The organism is Dyadobacter sp. BE31, assembly GCF_031457695.1.
GTDB lineage: Bacteria > Bacteroidota > Bacteroidia > Cytophagales > Spirosomataceae > Dyadobacter.
The window spans coordinates 1,579,481-1,597,853 of the sequence record NZ_JAVDXA010000001.1; the positions used below are offsets into that span (position 1 = coordinate 1,579,481).

Sequence of the window (18,373 nt, forward strand, 5' to 3'; positions counted from 1 at the left end):
AAAACAGGAGGATATTAAATGTTCTTTTTCTTGATCACCAATTGCTGTGCGTGCTTCTGCACAACACGCTCGAAAAACTCTTTCAGATCCGGATATTCTTCGGGCATGAAACGGGTCCGGCTCACCTGGATCATCGTGTTGACCTGGATGATATTGCCCACCTGCCGCACCTGGTAAGAGAATTTACCTCCCTTATCGGGCAGCACCACAATCTCCGCCTTCGGCATTTCCTCCAAAGCATACCCCTCGGGCAATGTGAAATTACCGATGAATGAGGCTGAAATGCCCGTTCCGAGATCGATCGGATAAATGCGCTCTTTGGATTTAAATGGGTTCTTCGTCCAACGGCCAGCCATAATAGGATTGAAGTACAACACGCCCGGCGAAGCATTTTCATCCTCCGCCTCAAAATCGCAGCTGACGTTCACGGTGCCTTTGAGGTCTTCCGTTTTGTTTTTGATACTTACATTCTGGATTTTCCATTCCGGCACCTCTTTTTTTAATGCGTCATGCACTGCATTATCGGCTCCGGCCGCATATTCGGAGCGCCAGTCGAGTGCTTCGTAGCCACCGTAGGAAATACTGTAAGTACCCTTCATTGTCCCCTCCTCAGGCGAGACGGTGGCAGTGATCATTTCCAGTTTGCTTTGTGAATCGCCCGGAATGATTTCCAGAAACTTACCCGCTCCTTTTTTCGGGATCAGCCTTCCAAAACCATTCAACGCTCTTTCCGGAAGCATACCCGCCTTGGTGTAGGATTCTGACGCGTCCAGGAAATACGTTTTCTCGCCTATCTTAACATGCGCCACCACGTAATTGAAACTCTCGATCATCGGGATCTCCTGGTGAAGGTACCCGTGCGAGCGCGTGCTCAGCAGGAAAGGGTTACATTCCAGGTCCAGCTCCCGGAGAAGCACGGTCAGCATCAGGTTAATGTCGCATGCATTGCCTTTTCGGTTGTCATAGGCTTTTTTAATACCGGTATCGGAAAACAAGCCAGAGTAGCCGTCCCATTTCATGTGGTTCTGGATATGCTTGTAAGCCAGGTTCATGCGTTCGGCCGGATCGGTTGTTTTCGCGGTGATTTCATCCCGGACTTCTTTCAGGAAACTACTTTTCCGCAGCTCACCCCCAAACCAGGGGGCTTCGTCGAGCGTCCGCTCCACATTGTCCCAGGTTTGCGAAAAGTTCTTCTTCATCTCTCCGGGTATCGTAATGCTCGCCAGCTCGAAGTTGATTTTGGATATGTAGTCCGACGCCGTCGTAATGTAAGGTTCATTCACAAATGCAGGGACGTCTTTGATCACAAACCGGTAGGCTATTCCGGGCCCGTCATAGGTCGAGTGGCCAACCGACACGTTTTCCGGCTGCTGCTTGTGGATATCGAGCGTCAGGTATCCGCCCATCGTCATTTTGTAGTCCAGAAAACCCGGTATGGTAATGTTGTATTCACTCCATTTGCGTGGTGTCGATCCCTGGAAAGCCCACATATCAGGCTCATGCCTTACGGTCAACGGTGAAACGAGCGAGTACGAGTATTCGATGATCGAACCTTTTTTGGCATTGGGAAGGTTAAACTTAACAGTAGTCCGGGTGTCGGAAGTTTTCTCGCGACGGATGGCTTTCTTTTCCAGCTCTGTGCGGACGATCTGGTCATTATCGAGGTTGTAAGTGTAGCCTTTCAGGTCGTCGATCCATTCCTGCTCCTTGTAGCTGGAACCCATATAATGCGGAATGGCCACCGAGGCCCTGTCGAGCGCCGACTCTTTCAGGATCTTGATCCGGACCCAGATATTGGTCGTCATGAGCAGGCCTTTGAGGTTGTCGTAGGAGAATGTGACTTTGCCGTAATCGTACAGGTAAACGGCATCGGCAGTACTATCGCCGGGGTAAGCGATCATTTCGAGCGAAGCACGGTCGATCAGGCCCAGTTTGGGTTTGAACTCATCTTGCGCGAAAGCTTGAAAAGTGAAGAAAAACAACAGGAATGGGATGGACAAAACGTTCCTGCGGCACAGACCGGACAGTCTGATAGGAAGTAAAGAGTTAGTCATGAACAAGTAGGTGAGGAGTAACAAAATTCATGCATTATCGTACACTTATTTCGATTTTCAAAGAGAATTTTATCACCGAAACGGGATTTTTTTTCACTTGGAACGAAACTGGACGAATACGGATTTTAATGCCTAATTTTGACACCCAAACCAGGCTGTAATGTTGCATGCCTTTGTTCCTGCTAACCCATAATCTTAACATTTATCTTTAATCTATGTCATCTTTTCAAAACGAAAGCCCCATCCGCGTACTGGTAGTCGGTTGCGGGAACATGGGTGCTTCCCATGCCTTTGCCTACCAGCTTCTGGATGGTTTCGAGATCTGCGGGATCGTTTCGACCGGAAAAAGCAAGGAAGTCCTCAATGAAAAATTAGGCGGCGGCTATGCCCTTTTCAATGACTACGAAACGGCATTGAAAGAGACGAAGCCCGACGCGGTTTGTATCTCGACTTACCCTGATACCCACGAGGATTTCGCGATTAAGGCACTCGAAGCCGGCGCCCACGTATTTATCGAGAAACCGCTTGCCGACACTGTTGACGGTGCGAAGCGTGTGGTGGAGGCTGCCAAAAAAGCGAATAAGAAAGTAGTGGTAGGTTATATCCTCCGCGTACACCCATCGTGGGAACGCTTTGTAACGGAAGCACAGGGCCTCGGCAAGCCGCTGGTCATGCGTATGAACCTCAACCAGCAAAGCCACGGCTATATGTGGGGTGTGCACCGCAACCTGATGAAGAGCCTTAGCCCGATCGTGGATTGCGGCGTGCATTACATCGACGTCATGTGCCAGATGACCCGCTCGAAGCCGCTCCGCGTGAATGCGATCGGCGCCCGCCTTACCGAAGATATCCCGGCAGGAAACTACAACTACGGACAGCTGCAAATCTGGTTTGAAGATGGCTCGGTAGGCTGGTACGAAGCCGGCTGGGGCCCGATGATCAGCGAAACGGCATTCTTTGTGAAAGATGTGATCGGACCGAAAGGTTCGGCTTCAATCGTCGCCAAAGATGCGGGCGGGACCGGAAAATCCTCTTCGGTAGAAGCACATACGAAAACCGAATCGATACGTGTACACCATGCCGACCTGAACGGCTCTGACGAATTCGCGAAGGAAGATACCTGGATTAACCTCGAAGACGAGCCGGATCACCAGGAACTTTGTAACCGCGAGCAGCGCTATTTCCTGCGGGCGATCAGCGAAGACCTCGACCTTACCGACCACTTGCAGGATGCCGTGACCAGCTTGCAGATTGCATTCGCGTGCGACGAATCGGTGAAGACCGGCCGCACGGTCGATCTGGCCTGATCTCCTGTTCATTTTCAAAGCCCTGCTCCGAACGTTCGGAGCAGGGCTTTTTTTTATAGTATTTTAGCAAAAAACCGGTCGGTTACACTTCATTATTATAGGATTTTAACCAAAATCTCAGCGGATGCCGGAAGTGAAAATTAACATTGTTTTTATCCAAAATTAACCTCTAAGTGGTTGATTTTTCGTAAGAAAATGACAATTTCGTATAATCACTATGCAAACGTTTGCATAAATAATTCTTCATTTTTCCGCCTGCTTTATTCGAAATCTATTGTTAAATATTATAATATTGCAACGCGTTTTCTTAAAGACTTTTAGTAATACCAAACTGACGCCACTGACTTTTTGAAGCATTTACCTGGCAGATGACCGGTTGCAGTCCCGAACATCCGCCGTCCATTCCATCCTCCGTCAGAGAAAACGTAACGTATCTTTTTGCCCTTTTTTGACATAGTGCTGTCAGGACTCGTGATCATGATGTGATTCAAAAACCTTGGCAAGGATAGTTACGGCCGTACTGGAATGTGATTTATCGAATACCAACTATAACTATTAAACTACTCACCGAAACATTTTAACTGTAAACCGCAAACTATGATTAAACAAAAAACGCAAAAGCCTAACGAACAGAGATCTGAGACTAAAATTCTACGTGTTTTCCAAGACTGCATGAAAAACGTTTAACAAGCCTTACTACATGAAAATTACCGATACCAACCCATGGTTGCTCCAAATGCGGAGCATCCGTAACTCTCTATTGCTTCTGCCCGCGCTCGCAAGCCCATTGCTGGTGAACGCAGCCCTCGCCAACTCCGGTATTACAACTACGATCCGCGCCGATAAAACACTCAAAGGAAAGATCACCGACAAAGAAACCGGCGACGGTCTTCCGGGTGTGAACGTGGTTGTGAAAGGTACCAGCAGTGGTACTACCACCGACGGAGAAGGTAACTATACACTTTCTGTACCCGACAATGCTACGCTGGTTTTCAGTTTTGTAGGTTACATCAGTCAGGAAGTAGCCGTTGGTAACCGCACTTCTCTCGACATTTCGTTGGCTCCTGATTCCAAGGCGCTTAGTGAAGTAGTCGTGATCGGGTACGGTACCGCCAAGAAATCCGACCTTACGGGATCGGTAGGTTCCGTGAAAGAGGAACAACTGCGGGAACGCCCGGCTCCATCTTTGAACCAGGCATTGCAAGGTAAAATCTCGGGTGTACAGGTGAACGTCAACTCGGGTCGCCCGGGTGGTCGTGCCAACGTGCGTATCCGCGGTTTCAGCTCCATCAACTCGTCTAACAACCCGTTGTACGTAGTGGACGGTGTAATGCTTCCTCAGGGTAACCAGAACCAGCAAAGCCAGGCGATCGACTTCATTAACCCGAACGACATCGTGTCGGTGGAGGTATTGAAAGATGCTTCGTCGACAGCGATCTATGGTGCGCGTGGTGCCAACGGGGTAATCATGATTACCACCAAAAGAGGTAAATCGGGCGAAAGCACCATTACTTACGGTCTCGACCTGAGCGTGCCGACAGCCGGTCCGAAGAGAGCGAAAGTATTGAACGCCCAGCAATATATGGACGTGGAAGACCTCGCTTACAAGAACATGGAGAAGTTTGACAAGGCGGGTTGGGATGCAGGTAAATACAAAACCCACGATCCGCTCGTCCGTCGTGCTCAATTGTTGGCTGCTCACCCCGACGTGTTCACCAAACGCGCTGACGGTACATTTGCTCCCAACTACGACACCGACTGGTTCAAAGAATCGACCCAGCACCGCGTTTCTCAAAACCACCAGCTTGGTTTCAGCGGCGGTAACGAAAGAACAACTTACTCGTTGTCACTCAACTACCGCGACGACCAGGGTTTGATCAAAACGTCTTACCTGAAACGCTATGCAACCCGTTTCAGCATCGACGACCAGGTGAAGAAATGGTTGCGTCTGGGTGGTACTTTGAGCTACAACAACCAGGCTGAGAACCTTGTCGATATTAACGACGCGGTACCTCGTCAAATGGTAGAAGACTTTCCTTTCCTTCCTGTGAAATGGCCGGATGGTTCTTATGCTAACAACCGCGATTATCCTGGTGCTGAGGGTTCATTCAGCTCGGTACACCGCTTGATGGGCCGCAAATACAACCTGAATACCCAAACTACCCTGGGTAGCCTTTACGGAAACGTTACGCTTGCAAAAGGACTTGAATTCCGTTCGGTATTGGGTGTGAACGTGATCAACCAGGAAGTGAACCAGTCACAGACGCGTACATTGACGCCTAACGAACTGGGTACTGCCAGAAAAGAAAACAGAAAAGAGACGTTCTGGTCTTGGGAGAACTTGTTGACCTATAACAAAACATTCGGTATCCACTCGATCAACGCCCTTGCGGGTATTTCATGGCAGGAAACCAATGTGACAACGACAAACGTAGCTTCTCAGAACTTCTCGACGGACTATTACGGGTTCGACAACCTTGCCGCAGGCTCTGTGGCGCCTTCGTCTAACCCTTACGTATCAGGTGCATCACGTTTCGCGTTTAACTCGTACTTCGGTCGTTTGAACTATACCTTGCTTGACAAATACCTGGTAACAGTGACAGGCCGCGCGGATGGTTCTTCGAAATTCGGTGATAACCACAAGTTTGCATTCTTCCCATCAGCGGCCCTCGCGTGGAAAGTGTCTGACGAAGAGTTCCTGAAAGGCAACCCGATCATTTCCAGCCTGAAACTCCGAACCAGCTACGGTTTGACAGGTAACTCGGAAATTCCTGCCTACTCGTCACTGGGCTTGCTGCGTTCTAACTATGCGGCGGTTTACGGCGATACACGCTTCGGTGGAACCGGTATCAACAGGCTTGCCAACAGCGATTTGCGCTGGGAAAAAACCGCTCAGACGGATGGTGGTCTGGAAATCAGTTTCCTCAAAGGAAGAATCTCTTTGGAAGCAGATTACTATTACCGCAAAACTACCGACATGCTCCTCGATGCGCCTGTACCACGTACAAGCGGCTACGCGACCATTCGTCGTAACGTCGGTTCCATGGAGAACAAAGGTTTCGAATTTGGTTTGAACACGGTGAACATTGAAAAGCAGAACTTCTCATGGAACACCAGCTTCAACATCTCGTTCAACAGAAACAAGGTATTGGCGCTGGCAACTCCTGCTGACATCTTCGGAGTGGGTGGTCCTTCTATCACCAACCAAACGAGCGTAATCCGCATCGGTGAGCCTGCGGGTGCATTCTGGGGATTGACCCGTCTGGGTACATGGAGCGAAGCGGAAGCCGACCAGGCTGCCAAATTCACCAGCTACCGCGGTAACCTGAAAATGCTGCCAGGTGATATCAAGTACAAGGATGTGAACGGCGACAATGCGATCACCGACGCCGACCGCGGCATTATTGGTAATGGTTCTCCGAAAGGATGGGGATCACTTTCCAACAGCCTGCGTTTCATGGGCTTCGATTTGACCCTCGACCTGCAATTCTCGTACGGAAACGACCTGATGGACATGAACCTGCACGCCAGCGAAGACCGCCAGGCATTGGCTAACAGCTACACTACCGTACTGGATGCATGGACTCCACAAAACCAGAACACGCCGATCGCACAGGTTCGCGATACCAAAGCTGGTTACGTGACCAACGTCGATACTCGCTGGATCTTCGACGGCTCGTTCATTCGTGGCCGGAACCTGTTGCTGGGCTACAACGTCCCATCGGAACTTGCGAGCAAGCTGAAAATGAGCAAACTGAGACTTTACGTGTCTGCTCAAAACTTCTTCATCATCAGCAAATATCCGTTTGGCGACCCAGAGCAGACTCCTATCCGTGGTGGCGATGGCGACAACGTGTTCTCACAAGGTATGATCTGGCACAGCTATCCTAAGCCAACTACTTTCCTGGGTGGAATTCAGGTTGCATTCTAATCGACGGGACCGTTGTATCATTCAAAATGACATTCAGCATGAAACTCAATAATAAAAAATTCTATCAACTTTTGCTCTGCGGAGCAATCCTGCTGGGACCGACAGCCTGCTCCGACTTCCTGGATGAGCAGGATCCGTCGAACCTTCAACCGGATACCTTCTATACCATTCCTGACCACGCCGAAGCAGCGGTGGCGTCCATTTATGCGGATACCCGCTTCTTTGGTGACGGTGCCGGTATTTTCTCTGCGAACTGGCAAATGCTCGAAGCACCTACCGGTACCGCTACAACGGAAACAGGTCAGAATTCCGACCTGAACAACCTGTATGCCCTCATTTACGATGGCAATACCGGACACATCAGCAACTGGTGGAACGGTGTTTACAAAGTGATCGCGAATGCGAACCTGGCTATCGAAAAGATCCCGGGTATCCAGTTCCCTGCTGCCAACGAGTCTCAGAAAGTGAGACTGCTCGGTGAAGCGCGTTTCCTTCGCGCATGGGCTTACTTCTATGCCGTAAGATTGTGGGGTGATGTGCCTTTGATCACCAAGCCGCAAACTGCAAGCTCAGAGGATTTCTTCCCTTCCAGAGCATCCCAGGAGGAAGTTTACAAACTGATCGTAGAAGATCTTCAAGCTGCGGAAGCTGCCGGCCTGGCTGATTTCAATACCAACGGACGTGTGTCCAAAATGGCGGTAAAAGCTTATCTGGCGAAAGTGTACCTGACGATGGCTGGTTTCCCGTTGTCGAAAGGGCAGTCGCATTACAAGCTTGCGGCTGATAAAGCGTTTGAAGTGATCACCTATGCCAAGGCCAACCCTTCTACGCTGGGCTTGTTCGCTACATACAAAGAGCTGCATGACGAGAAACTGAAAAACCGTATGGAGCACCTGTTCCAGATTCAGTACAACACCGTGGTACAAGGTTTCCCGCTTAACGACTTCTTCCCGAACTTCAAGGCGGTAACTTATGCAGGACCTAGCGGAACGGGCAGCACCGTGCCTACGCTGTCGTTCTATAACTCTTACGAGACGGGCGACCTTCGTACCAAAGATCAGGAAGGCTGGTTCTACACCACCTACTATACCAATGGTACCGGTGATAAATTCGACCTGGGCGCTCCTTACGTATTCAAGTACTTCAACATCGCAGCATTGGGTGGCCCTGGCATTACCCCTACGCGTTTGAACAACTTGAACGTAAACCAGATGCGCTATGCCGATGTGTTGCTCATGTACGCAGAAGCACAAGCTGAACTAGGTACTATTAATCAGGATGCCTACGATGCATTCAAAGCCATCCGTGACCGCGCGAAGTTGAAAACTCCGGCCATCGGCACTTACACGCCTGCTACTTTCAAGGAGGCAGTTTGGAAAGAGCGCTGGCATGAATTCGCTTACGAAGGCATTACCTGGTTCGACATGGTACGTCTGCGTAAAGTGTTCAATGAGGAAACCAAGAAGTTTGACAACTTCGTTGGTCACAGAAACCTGAACGTGAGCGGCGGTGCTCCATTATTGGAAAAACACCTGTTGTTCCCGTTAGGTATCCAGGAAATGAGAAACAACCCGAACCTGAAACCTCAGAACCCGGGTTACAACTAGAACTTTCTTATCTGTTTTATAAAAACCGGCCCTCATCTCAGGGTCGGTTTTTTTCGTTCTTATACCAATACTCCCCCGAAAGCCATTTTTCGTTTATATTCATAGTCTAAGTTTACCAAACCAATTTACAGATGTTGGATAGGATTTGCCCTGCTGCCGGACGCCATGCCTATTGCTTGCTCCCCCTGCTGTGCATCTTCGCGGGTATGATGCCGGCGCACGCACAGCTGGTGATCACAAGTCCGGTTTCAAACCAGGTCATGCAGCGCAATGCATCGGGCGCGGCTTCCGTTTCAGTCACCGCTTACGCGCATTATCCGTACGCCCGGATCAGCGCTGCGTTGATTCCCATCGAAGGAAATGCCAATACTGCGCAAGAGCAGCTGTTGGAAACAGACCAGCTGACCCAGGGATTTCTGCACATCGCATTCACTGCCCGCACCGGCTGGTACCGCCTCAAACTGACCGGTACGGCAAGCAACGGAATCACCGATTCGGCGACGGTCGCCCGCGTGGGTGTAGGTGAAGTTTTCCTCATTGCCGGCAATTCCAATGCAATGGGCCTTCCCGGCCTCGGTGCGAAAGACGCTTCTTCGAATGTGATTTCCTTTAATGCGATCAACAAAACCCTCAACAACGAAAACATTACCGTGGCCCCCGACGGCCCGATGACTGTTCCCTCCTTCGAGCCGCTCAAAAGCAGCCACAACATTTTTCCGAACGGAGAAACTTCGTGGTACTGGGGTGAATTGGGCGACCTGCTGTTTCGAAGATGGAAAACCCCGGTGCTGTTTTTCAATACCGCCTGGGCAGCTGCCAACTCCGAAAATTATCGCGACGCCGCCTCCGGCAAAGACGCCTATAACTTATATGTAGGGAAATACTGGCCCAACAGGCAGCCTTACAGCAATATCGTCAACACGATGCGTTACATGACATCCCTGACGGGCGTCCGCGCGGTGCTGTGGGCGCATGGTGAAAACGACGCTCAGCTTGGATTTAACGAGGCCCAATATTTCGACGGAATCCGGACGCTCATTCAGAACAGCCGGAAGGACTCGGGCTACGATATACCCTGGTACATTGCCCGTAACTCCGCCAGCAACCAGTTGAAAGATCCATACCTGCCGGTTCTGAATGCGCAGAACCGCTTGATAGCCCTGCCCGCTTTCAATGCATTCCAGGGGCCTTACCTCGACACCATCCAGATTCCGCGCCCTGCTTCGGCGCATTTTGAAAATGTCCCCGGCGGCATACAGGGGCTCACCCTCGCAGCCGCAGCCTGGAACAGAAGCCTGGCCGACACCGCGATTGCCCGAACCATTCCCTTGCAGCCCGCGCACGCATTACACACAGGCGTAACGCCCGCACGTGTATACCCGGGCGCAGCATTCGACCTGCCTTTTGCAATCACAGGCAATGCCCCGGTAACAATGCAGATGGCCGCTGAGCTGCTGGACGCGCAAGGGCAGTTTGTTGCTCAAATAAGCACCGGCAATACCAGTCCGCTCAAAATCCGGATGCCTGCCGAAGTGCCGGACGGACAATACCGCATCCGGCTCACAGGCTTGAATCCGACGCTGCCGGGCAGCGCTCTGCCGGGCAACGTTTTGCCGGGCAGCGTTTCCCAACCGGTTTATGTAGAGCGTTCCGCGCGGACAATCGAATACGTGAATACCATCGGCCTACGAAACGCAGGCGGCAATATCCACGTTGCCTGGGCCGTAGCACAGGCACCCGGGCTGGCTTCGATGACGGTTCAGAGGACGACAGACGGCTTGCATTACAGGGATCTTGAAACCTTACCAGCCCTGTCCGCCGGCTCGTCGGGCGTGTTCAGTTTCGCGGATACCGAGTCGGGCAGCGGGACGATCTTTTACAGAATCAAAATGGTGTACGAAAATGGCGCGGCCGCCTATTCGACGATTGTCACAGCATTCCGGGATGGTGCCCCTGCACCCTGGACCGTTTTCCCAAACCCGGTAACGCAACAGCAATTTTACATTATTCCAACCTCAGAAACAGACATTACCTGCCGCCTTTTCGACGCCGCGGGTCGTGAACACCCTGTTCAAATCTCTTCACGTGAAGCCATCGGATTGGTTTCCGTTCGCCCGCGTTACCCATTACCTGCCGGCAAGTACATTCTCCAAATAACCTGGGACGGGCAAACCAGCTCTCGAAACGTTGTTTTTAATTAAAACAACCCATACCTTATTAATAATGAGCATCTTCCAACTATCACCTTACACGGCGTGTCCCTAAGGTCGATTCTCCGTTCCCCAAACCGCAAACCCCTTGCCCTATGAAAAAAATACTACTGATTGTGCTCTCATTCGCTCTGCTGAATGCTTGTAAGAACGATACCCAAAACCCAGTCCCGCTCGAAATTGCGGACGCCAGTCTGCAAGATTACCACGTTATCTCCATCGCCTTCGACAAATCGGGTACAGCCTGGCTCGGTACGCTCGGTCAAGGGCTCATCCGGCACAGCGGCACGAGCATTGCAGTATTTGACTCCACCAATTCTATTCTTACCAAAGCGGCTATCTGGGATATCGAAATCGATAAAAAAGGCAATGTGTGGCTAGGAGCCGACGACCTGATCAAATACGACGGTTCGAAATTCACCCGGTACGGATCCGGCGAATACAATCTGCCCCGTAATGCGGTGCGTTCGGTGGCCATCGACGGTGCCGACAATGTGTGGTTTTCGGCGGGCGCATCCCGCCAGGGTGGTTTGGTAAAATATGATGGAAAACGCTTTTCCGCATTCACTCCCGAGAATTCCAAGCTTCCCGGCAACCTGATAGGAGGCATTGCGATCGATCAGCAGAATACCGTCTGGATCGCACTTAACGACGGAGTTACAGCTACGTCCATAGTCCGTATTAAAGACGATAAATGGGATGTTTTTGGCGAAAAAGAACTCGGTTTCAACCCTTACTATTACGGCAATATTGTAACCGACAAAAACAACGATTTGCTCGCTTCCATCAACTACGGACTTTCGAGCAGCATTGCGCCAAGCCGCCCACAGATATTCCGTTTCAACGGACAATCAACCCAGATAATCAAGCTGCCGGAAGAGGATAAAAAGGTGTATATGACCCAGCAGGTATTCGTCGATCGTGACAACCGGATATGGGCCGCATTCTGGGACGATAAGGAATATGGTATTTTCCGGAACGGGAAATGGGAGTTGAAAGACCTCGACGAAAGCGGAGGCATTTTTGCATTTGGCCAGAGCCTCACCGGGGAAATATGGCTGGGTACCGGCCGGGGAGTGTATATTTTAAAATAAAAAGAGAGGCGAGCCTGGTAAAGCTCGCCTCTCCTATATCAATATGAATGCAGATTAATCTTCAAACAAACTTCCCAAACCTCCGATCACCGAGCCGCTTTCTTTCCGGCTGTTGGGTCCGTAAACCGAAAGCCGCTGAATCAGTTTGGATATCGGCATCGACTGGATCCAGCAACGGCCTGTACCGCGCAATGTGGCCAGGAACATTCCTTCTCCGCCAAATACCATCGATTTCAAACCACCCGAACGCTGAATATCGAAGCTCAGCGATTGCTCGAATGCTACCACGCAACCGGTATCGATCCGCAGGGTTTCGTTGTTCAGCTGCTTCTCCATCACCACGCCGCCTGCGTGCACGAAGGCCATTCCGTCGCCTTTCAGTTTTTGAAGTATAAAACCTTCCCCACCGAACAAGCCCGACCCGAAACGCTGGTTAAAATGGATTTTCATGCTCGTGCCCATAGCCGCGCACAAGAAACCGTCTTTCTGAACGATCAGCTCGTTTCCGTAGATTTTCGAAAGATCGATCGGCATAACCGTCCCGGGGTAAGGCGCCGAGAATGCTACTTTCTTTTTACCGACACCACGGTTGGTAAAATGCGTCATAAACAGCGATTCGCCCGTGAGCAAGCGGGTTCCAGCCTGGAAAATCTTGCCCATAATGCTCTGGTTCGCTTCCGAACCGTCGCCCATTTTGGTTTCGAACTGAATGCCGTCTTCCATGAAAAGCATAGCACCCGCTTCGGCGATCACGGTTTCGTTCGGGTCGAGTTCGATTTCAACGACCTGAATGTCGTCGCCGATGATTTTGTAATCGATTTCGTGTGAGATCATTTTTTCGTAAAAAGTTTTATAGGTTGGTCAAAATGAACTGCGTGGACGGCCTGTTATTCCTCCTCCTCTTCTTCTTCCTCGGAACTCTTTTTCTTCGATTTCCGGGTTTTTCGGCCGGGGATATCCTCCCGGTCACGGAGTTTTTTATCATCCACATTTTTATTCAAAAATTCATTGATACGGTCCATATCAAAGCTCGTGGTGATCTCACCGAACGAGTTGATCTGGATATCAAAACCTTCCAGGTCCCTATGCACGCGTGGTTTTTCAGGTGCTGGCTTGGATGTTTCCGACTGTTTTTTCTTAGCCATGTGTTTGATGCCAATGGGCCGCCGTGCGGTCCGTTATTCACTTGTTACGAAAATATGCAATGATCCCCGCCGTGCCAATCGTTTTTGATCCTGCGGTTGCGTCGGCCTTACGCCAGCCTGATTTGTGCTGACAAGCGGCTGAGCGCTGTTTCGAGCCTCTTCACGACCTCGTCTTTACCGAGTATCTCCATGATGATCATCAAATCCGGGCCAGCGCCTGCGCCGGTCACCGCCAGGCGCAATGCCTGCATGATTTTGCCCATTTTGATACCCGCCGATTCCATGGCCGCGGAAAGTACTTCCTTAATATCGTGTGCTACGAAATTGCCTTCAAAGCCTATCAATGCGTCTTTAAAACCGCCGATCGCATTCACCGCTTCCTCGTTCCATTTCTTAATCACTACATCCTGGTCGTATTCCTCCGGCGCCGCAAACAAAAAGAGCGACTCCGAAACGATTTCCTTGATGAAATGTACGCGGTCTTTCAGCAAATGCACGATCTGCACGAGCTGATCCTGGTTTACAGTAATGCCTTTCGCTGCGTACAATGGTTTCAGCTCTTCGATGATCGCAGCATCGTCCAGTTGTTTCAGGTATTGCTGGTTAAACCAGTTGGCCTTTTGAATATCGAACCTTGCACCTGCTTTATGCACGCGGTCGAAGCTGAATGAGGCAATGAGCTCATCCATGCTGAAAATCTCCTGCTCGGTACCGGCATTCCATCCCAGCAATGCGAGGAAGTTGGCCGTTGCACCGGGCAAATAGCCTTCTTCTCGGAAACCACGGGCTTTTTCGCCGGTATTAGGGTCTGTCCATTCCAATGGGAAGATCGGGAAACCGCCCAGGTCCGCATCGCGTTTCGAGAGCTTGCCGTTACCGTCCGGCTTAAGGAGCAACGGCAAATGCGCAAACTGCGGCATGGTGCTTTCCCAGCCCAGGTAACGATACAGCAGCACGTGCAACGGAGCCGACGGGAGCCATTCTTCGCCACGGATCACATGGGTAATGCCCATTAAATGGTCGTCCACGATGTTTGCCAAATGGTAAGTAGGCATACCGTCCGATTTCAGAAGCACCTTGTCGTCGATCTGCGACGAGTGTACCACCACCCAGCCGCGGATCAGGTCGTTGAAACGAACGTCTTCTTTCGGCTGTATCTTCATCCGGATCACGTAAGGATCACCGCTTTCGAGCCGTGCCTTTGTTTCTTCGGCTGAGAGCGTCAGCGAGTTGGTCATTTCCGTGCGGGTGATCGCATTGTATTGCACCGCAGCTACTTTCGCAGCTTCCAGGCGCTTGCGCATATCGTCCAGCTGCTCGGGAGTGTCAAAAGCATAGTACGCTTTTCCTTCCTGAACGAGCCTTTCGGCATATTCGCGGTACATTTCTTTTCTTTCCGATTGCCGGTAAGGAGCATGCGGGCCGCCTTGCTGCGGGCCTTCATCAATGCCGATACCCAGCCATTCCAACGCTTCCAGAATATATGCCTCGGCTCCCGGAACATAGCGGTTCTGGTCGGTATCTTCGATGCGAAGCAGCATCTGGCCGCCTTGCTGGCGGGCAAACAGGTAGTTATACAGGGCCGTACGCACACCGCCCGCATGCAACGGACCAGTTGGACTAGGCGCAAAACGCACCCTGACAGGTTTGTTATTCATTTATTCAAAAAATTAAGTTCAATGGTTCGGTACTGTCATCGCGAGCGTACATTGTCAGGTATTGTCATTTGTTGTCATGAATAGTCATTGATTGCGGTCCGCCGCGCGGTCAAGTACTGTCATTGATTGTCAAGCATTGTTATTAAACTCTCACTCCTCTCACTACTTGACTTACTGACCCTACCTCACTACCCTTGACCATACCTGACTACTTCCTGACCACTCTTGACCATAACTGACGTTATTCAACCGCAACGACGGAAATTTCAACGTTAACGTCCTTCGGCAGGCGTGCTACCTGTACCGTCTCGCGGGCAGGAGGTTCTTTGGTAAAAAAGCTGCCGTAGATTTCATTAACAGACGCGAAGTCGTTCATATCACGGAGGAAAATACTGGCTTTCACAACGTTCTGAAAGCCTAGGCCGGCCGCTCCCAGGATATGCCCGATATTCTGCATAACCATCCCGGTCTCTGCTTTAATGTCCCCGGACTTCGCCAGCTCGGCGGCGATCTGCCCTGAAACATAAACAGTACCATTTACTTTAACAGCCTGGCTGTAAGGACCAATGGGGGCCGGTGCTTTGTCCGAAAATATGATTTGTTTGGGCATAAGTGACATAGAGTTAATGCCGCAAAATTACCAAATTATGCCGTGCATACCGCCTTATTCTACCTTAAAAAGCGCTTTTAGCTCAGTGGCTTCGGCGGCATTCAACCGGCCGGCGAGCACGAGGCGCAACTGGCGGCGGCGGAGGGCACTCAGATATAACTCGTTTTCCTCGGGTGTCTCCGGTTCCAGCGGCGGCACTTCGATAGGCCGGCCGTTCTGATCCACCGCCACGAAAGTGTAGAATGCGCGGTTGGTGCTCACCCGCTGGCCGGCCGGAATATCCTCTGCCCACACTTCCAGAAAAACTTCCATCGAAGAGTTGAATGCCCGGGTCACCTTGGCGTGCATGGTCACGATATTGCCAAGCCGGATCGGCTCGGTAAACGAAACATTATCCACAGAAGCCGTCACCACAATGCGGTTGGAGTGTTTTTGCGCCGAGATCGCCGCGCAAATATCCATCCAATGCAGCAGCCTTCCTCCCATCAGGTTATTGAGTGTGTTGGTATCATTGGGAAGCACCATTTCGGTCATGGTCACTTCGGATTGATGGGGCTTTTTCGGTTTCAGCATGTTGATATGGTGATGTATTTAAAACTTGGGGCAGCGGGTCTTTTTGCGCTCCTGGTTCTGGGCGCGGTTGCCGATCAGATAAGTTGCCCTCACTTGCAAAAACAAATAGCTGTCTTTGCTTTTGGCGCTACCACGGTTCCAGCCCGGCTGGCGCTGCTGCTCCCCGATTTCCGGCGCACGGTCGGAAAGCGCGCGGGCAATGTCGCTCGGCAGCTGGTCGGGGTTAGGGTAAACCGTGCTCACGTCGTCGAGGTAATCGGAATTGACGAAGTTATTACAGAGTTCGAGGCCGAGGCTCAGTTTTTCGGTAGTTTTAATGGAAACTCCGATACCGGCGGTCAATACGAGCGGCATTCGTTTGTACTTGACGCCCTCGGTTGTAAGCTCGGGCAGGCTGTACCAGGTGCCTCCCAGTTTCGCTTTCGGGCTCAGGTACGTGAACCCTACCCCTCCGAACAAATAAGGATTGATCGGCGCCTGCCGGTTATAGGCAAACAAATCGGCCTGCAAACCCAGGTTAATATCCGGGTTGAATGTCTTGAATGAAAGGTTATTCTGATAATTTTTGGAATACTTCTGATCACCCGAAACCTGATAAAAACGCAGCTCTCCGCGGGCGCTCACGTGCTCGGTGAGCCTGTACAACGCGCCCAGCGACACCGACGGACCGAGCCCGAGGTGCTTCATATTAATGCCGTCGTTGAGATCACCCATGTAATAGGCCACACCTACTCCCGCCGTCACGCTCAGCACACCGAACGGATCGGTATAGCGTCCTCCGAACTTGGAACGGCCCTGCCCCATCGCCATCTGGTGAAATACGGTCAGGAATAATGCGAAGGAAAGTAAAATTTTTCGGCTCATGTGTGATGTCAGTAATGCGTGTTGAGTGATGCAAGTTGTAAAAGAAACTGATTTATCCCAAATTAGCGAAGTTAATACGAGTTACATTGACGAGTCTTACTTGCAACCATTTACTATTCACACATCTAACTATGAAGAAATTAAAGTTCTACCTGCAAGCCATCTTCATTCCGCTCGTTGTCGGCTCCTGTTCACTGGAAGACCATCCACCTCAACCTTCCTGCACTTATCAAGGGTATTTCCAAGTCCAGGAAAGCTACAACGGCGCCGTAAAAAATGTATTCAACGACGATTACAACATCGATCAAACAAGCGACCACCATCCGAAGAAAATTTCGGCACTGCGAACCTACGTACGTCGCGACACCGCCAGAGGCCTCGATATGTACACCAGCACCGATTCCGATCAGTCGATTTTCACATACAATGACGGCTATCTCATGCAAATAACGAGAACCGACGTCACCGAACAGCAATCGGAAACCGATGATATCTTCTTTCTGCAATACCGGACCAAGAAACTGCATACGGAAACTTCGGAAACAACCGATTTTAGATACGAAAACGGCATGTTGCAGGAGGTCAGCTTCAAGCAGACCGTCGCCTACACGACCAGTAACCTGGGCACTATCACCACGACTTTAACGAACAAAAAGGTCTATCAATATGATTCGCAGGGCCATTTAAAGGCATTGATTTTTACCGAATCGACCGGATGGAATTCGATAACCAATTATGAAAACGGATTGATCACCTCGATCACCGGCAACAACATGTATGGGCCCTACACTGAAACTTTTGAGTATAAAGACGGACTCACGAAGAAGATTACCAACTCCGACGGCAGCGCGCAGGAGTTTACATACGACCAGAAAGGGAATTTGACGTTAATCTATATAACCAAGAATGACATTAAAAGGTCGCAATATCAATATTGGTATGACGACAGCCCAAGGCCGGGAAGTTCCATTTCCATTACATACAAAGGTATACCGACGCCCTGGTTCATAACAGGCACTCCTCAAAACCGGCAGCGATACGACGAAGTCAATAATCCGGTAAAAATCGAGACCACGAGCTGGGAGACGCAAAATCTCCTTATTGCAACGATCAACCTGACTTATACTTACAATGCCAACAAATACCCTTCTACCCAAATGGACAGCTGGAACAACGACAACGGCGTAAACAGGGGTTTCACAAAACTCACCTACAAGTATACAGATTGTCCGTGAACATCCTCAAGGACATAAATAAACAAAAAAGGCCCGCAACCGCAGGCCTTTTTTGTAGTTCGTGGTGAATATTAAATGATTCTCA

General features: G+C 50.6%; 13 protein-coding genes. 6 read left to right on the forward strand and 7 right to left on the reverse strand.

What is annotated here, in order from left to right; genetic code table 11:
* Window positions 1–14: 14 nt before the first annotated feature.
* Entirely contained in the window at window positions 15–2,054 is a 2,040-nt protein-coding gene (locus J2Y43_RS06600; protein WP_309980718.1) for a hypothetical protein, read from the reverse strand.
* Window positions 2,055–2,269: 215 nt separating this feature from the next.
* Here J2Y43_RS06600 and J2Y43_RS06605 point away from each other — a divergent pair, with 215 nt between their 5' ends.
* The 5 genes from J2Y43_RS06605 (at window position 2,270) to J2Y43_RS06625 (ending at window position 12,203) form a co-directional block, all read left to right on the forward strand.
* Entirely contained in the window at window positions 2,270–3,361 is a 1,092-nt protein-coding gene (locus J2Y43_RS06605) for a Gfo/Idh/MocA family oxidoreductase (RefSeq protein WP_309980717.1), read from the forward strand.
* 700 nt (window positions 3,362–4,061) lie between these two features.
* The gene (locus tag J2Y43_RS06610; protein WP_309980716.1) at window positions 4,062–7,292 is read left to right on the forward strand and encodes a TonB-dependent receptor; all 3,231 of its coding nucleotides are present in this window, start codon (window positions 4,062–4,064) and stop codon (window positions 7,290–7,292) included.
* A gap of 26 nt (window positions 7,293–7,318) precedes the next feature.
* Window positions 7,319–8,899, forward strand: coding sequence for a RagB/SusD family nutrient uptake outer membrane protein (locus tag J2Y43_RS06615; RefSeq protein WP_409014380.1), 1,581 nt, complete (start codon window positions 7,319–7,321; stop codon window positions 8,897–8,899).
* 131 nt (window positions 8,900–9,030) lie between these two features.
* Window positions 9,031–11,100, forward strand: a complete 2,070-nt coding sequence (locus tag J2Y43_RS06620) for a T9SS type A sorting domain-containing protein (RefSeq protein WP_309980714.1) — start codon at window positions 9,031–9,033, stop codon at window positions 11,098–11,100.
* 104 nt (window positions 11,101–11,204) lie between these two features.
* On the forward strand, window positions 11,205–12,203 hold the full coding sequence (locus tag J2Y43_RS06625; protein ID WP_309980713.1) for a hypothetical protein: 999 nt from the start codon (window positions 11,205–11,207) through the stop codon (window positions 12,201–12,203).
* A gap of 54 nt (window positions 12,204–12,257) precedes the next feature.
* Here J2Y43_RS06625 and J2Y43_RS06630 read toward each other — a convergent pair whose 3' ends face one another.
* From J2Y43_RS06630 to J2Y43_RS06655, 6 genes are all read right to left on the reverse strand, one after another.
* Window positions 12,258–13,037: a TIGR00266 family protein gene (locus J2Y43_RS06630; RefSeq protein ID WP_106594214.1), complete on the reverse strand. Its 780-nt coding sequence runs from the start codon at window positions 13,035–13,037 to the stop codon at window positions 12,258–12,260.
* Window positions 13,038–13,090: 53 nt separating this feature from the next.
* Complete coding sequence (locus tag J2Y43_RS06635) at window positions 13,091–13,348, reverse strand: hypothetical protein (protein ID WP_309980712.1); 258 nt, start codon at window positions 13,346–13,348, stop codon at window positions 13,091–13,093.
* A 107-nt stretch (window positions 13,349–13,455) separates the two neighbouring features.
* On the reverse strand, window positions 13,456–15,006 hold the full coding sequence (gene gltX, locus J2Y43_RS06640) for a glutamate--tRNA ligase (protein WP_309980711.1): 1,551 nt from the start codon (window positions 15,004–15,006) through the stop codon (window positions 13,456–13,458).
* Window positions 15,007–15,247: 241 nt separating this feature from the next.
* Window positions 15,248–15,616 carry a Rid family detoxifying hydrolase gene (locus J2Y43_RS06645; protein ID WP_223401822.1) on the reverse strand — a complete coding sequence of 123 codons (369 nt, stop codon included), beginning with the start codon at window positions 15,614–15,616 and terminating at the stop codon, window positions 15,248–15,250.
* Between the two features lie 54 nt (window positions 15,617–15,670).
* On the reverse strand, window positions 15,671–16,189 hold the full coding sequence (locus J2Y43_RS06650) for an acyl-CoA thioesterase (protein WP_223401820.1): 519 nt from the start codon (window positions 16,187–16,189) through the stop codon (window positions 15,671–15,673).
* 18 nt (window positions 16,190–16,207) lie between these two features.
* Complete coding sequence (locus J2Y43_RS06655) at window positions 16,208–17,053, reverse strand: outer membrane beta-barrel protein (protein WP_309980710.1); 846 nt, start codon at window positions 17,051–17,053, stop codon at window positions 16,208–16,210.
* Between the two features lie 131 nt (window positions 17,054–17,184).
* Here J2Y43_RS06655 and J2Y43_RS06660 point away from each other — a divergent pair, with 131 nt between their 5' ends.
* Window positions 17,185–18,288: a hypothetical protein gene (locus J2Y43_RS06660; RefSeq protein ID WP_309980709.1), complete on the forward strand. Its 1,104-nt coding sequence runs from the start codon at window positions 17,185–17,187 to the stop codon at window positions 18,286–18,288.
* Window positions 18,289–18,373 lie beyond the last annotated feature (85 nt).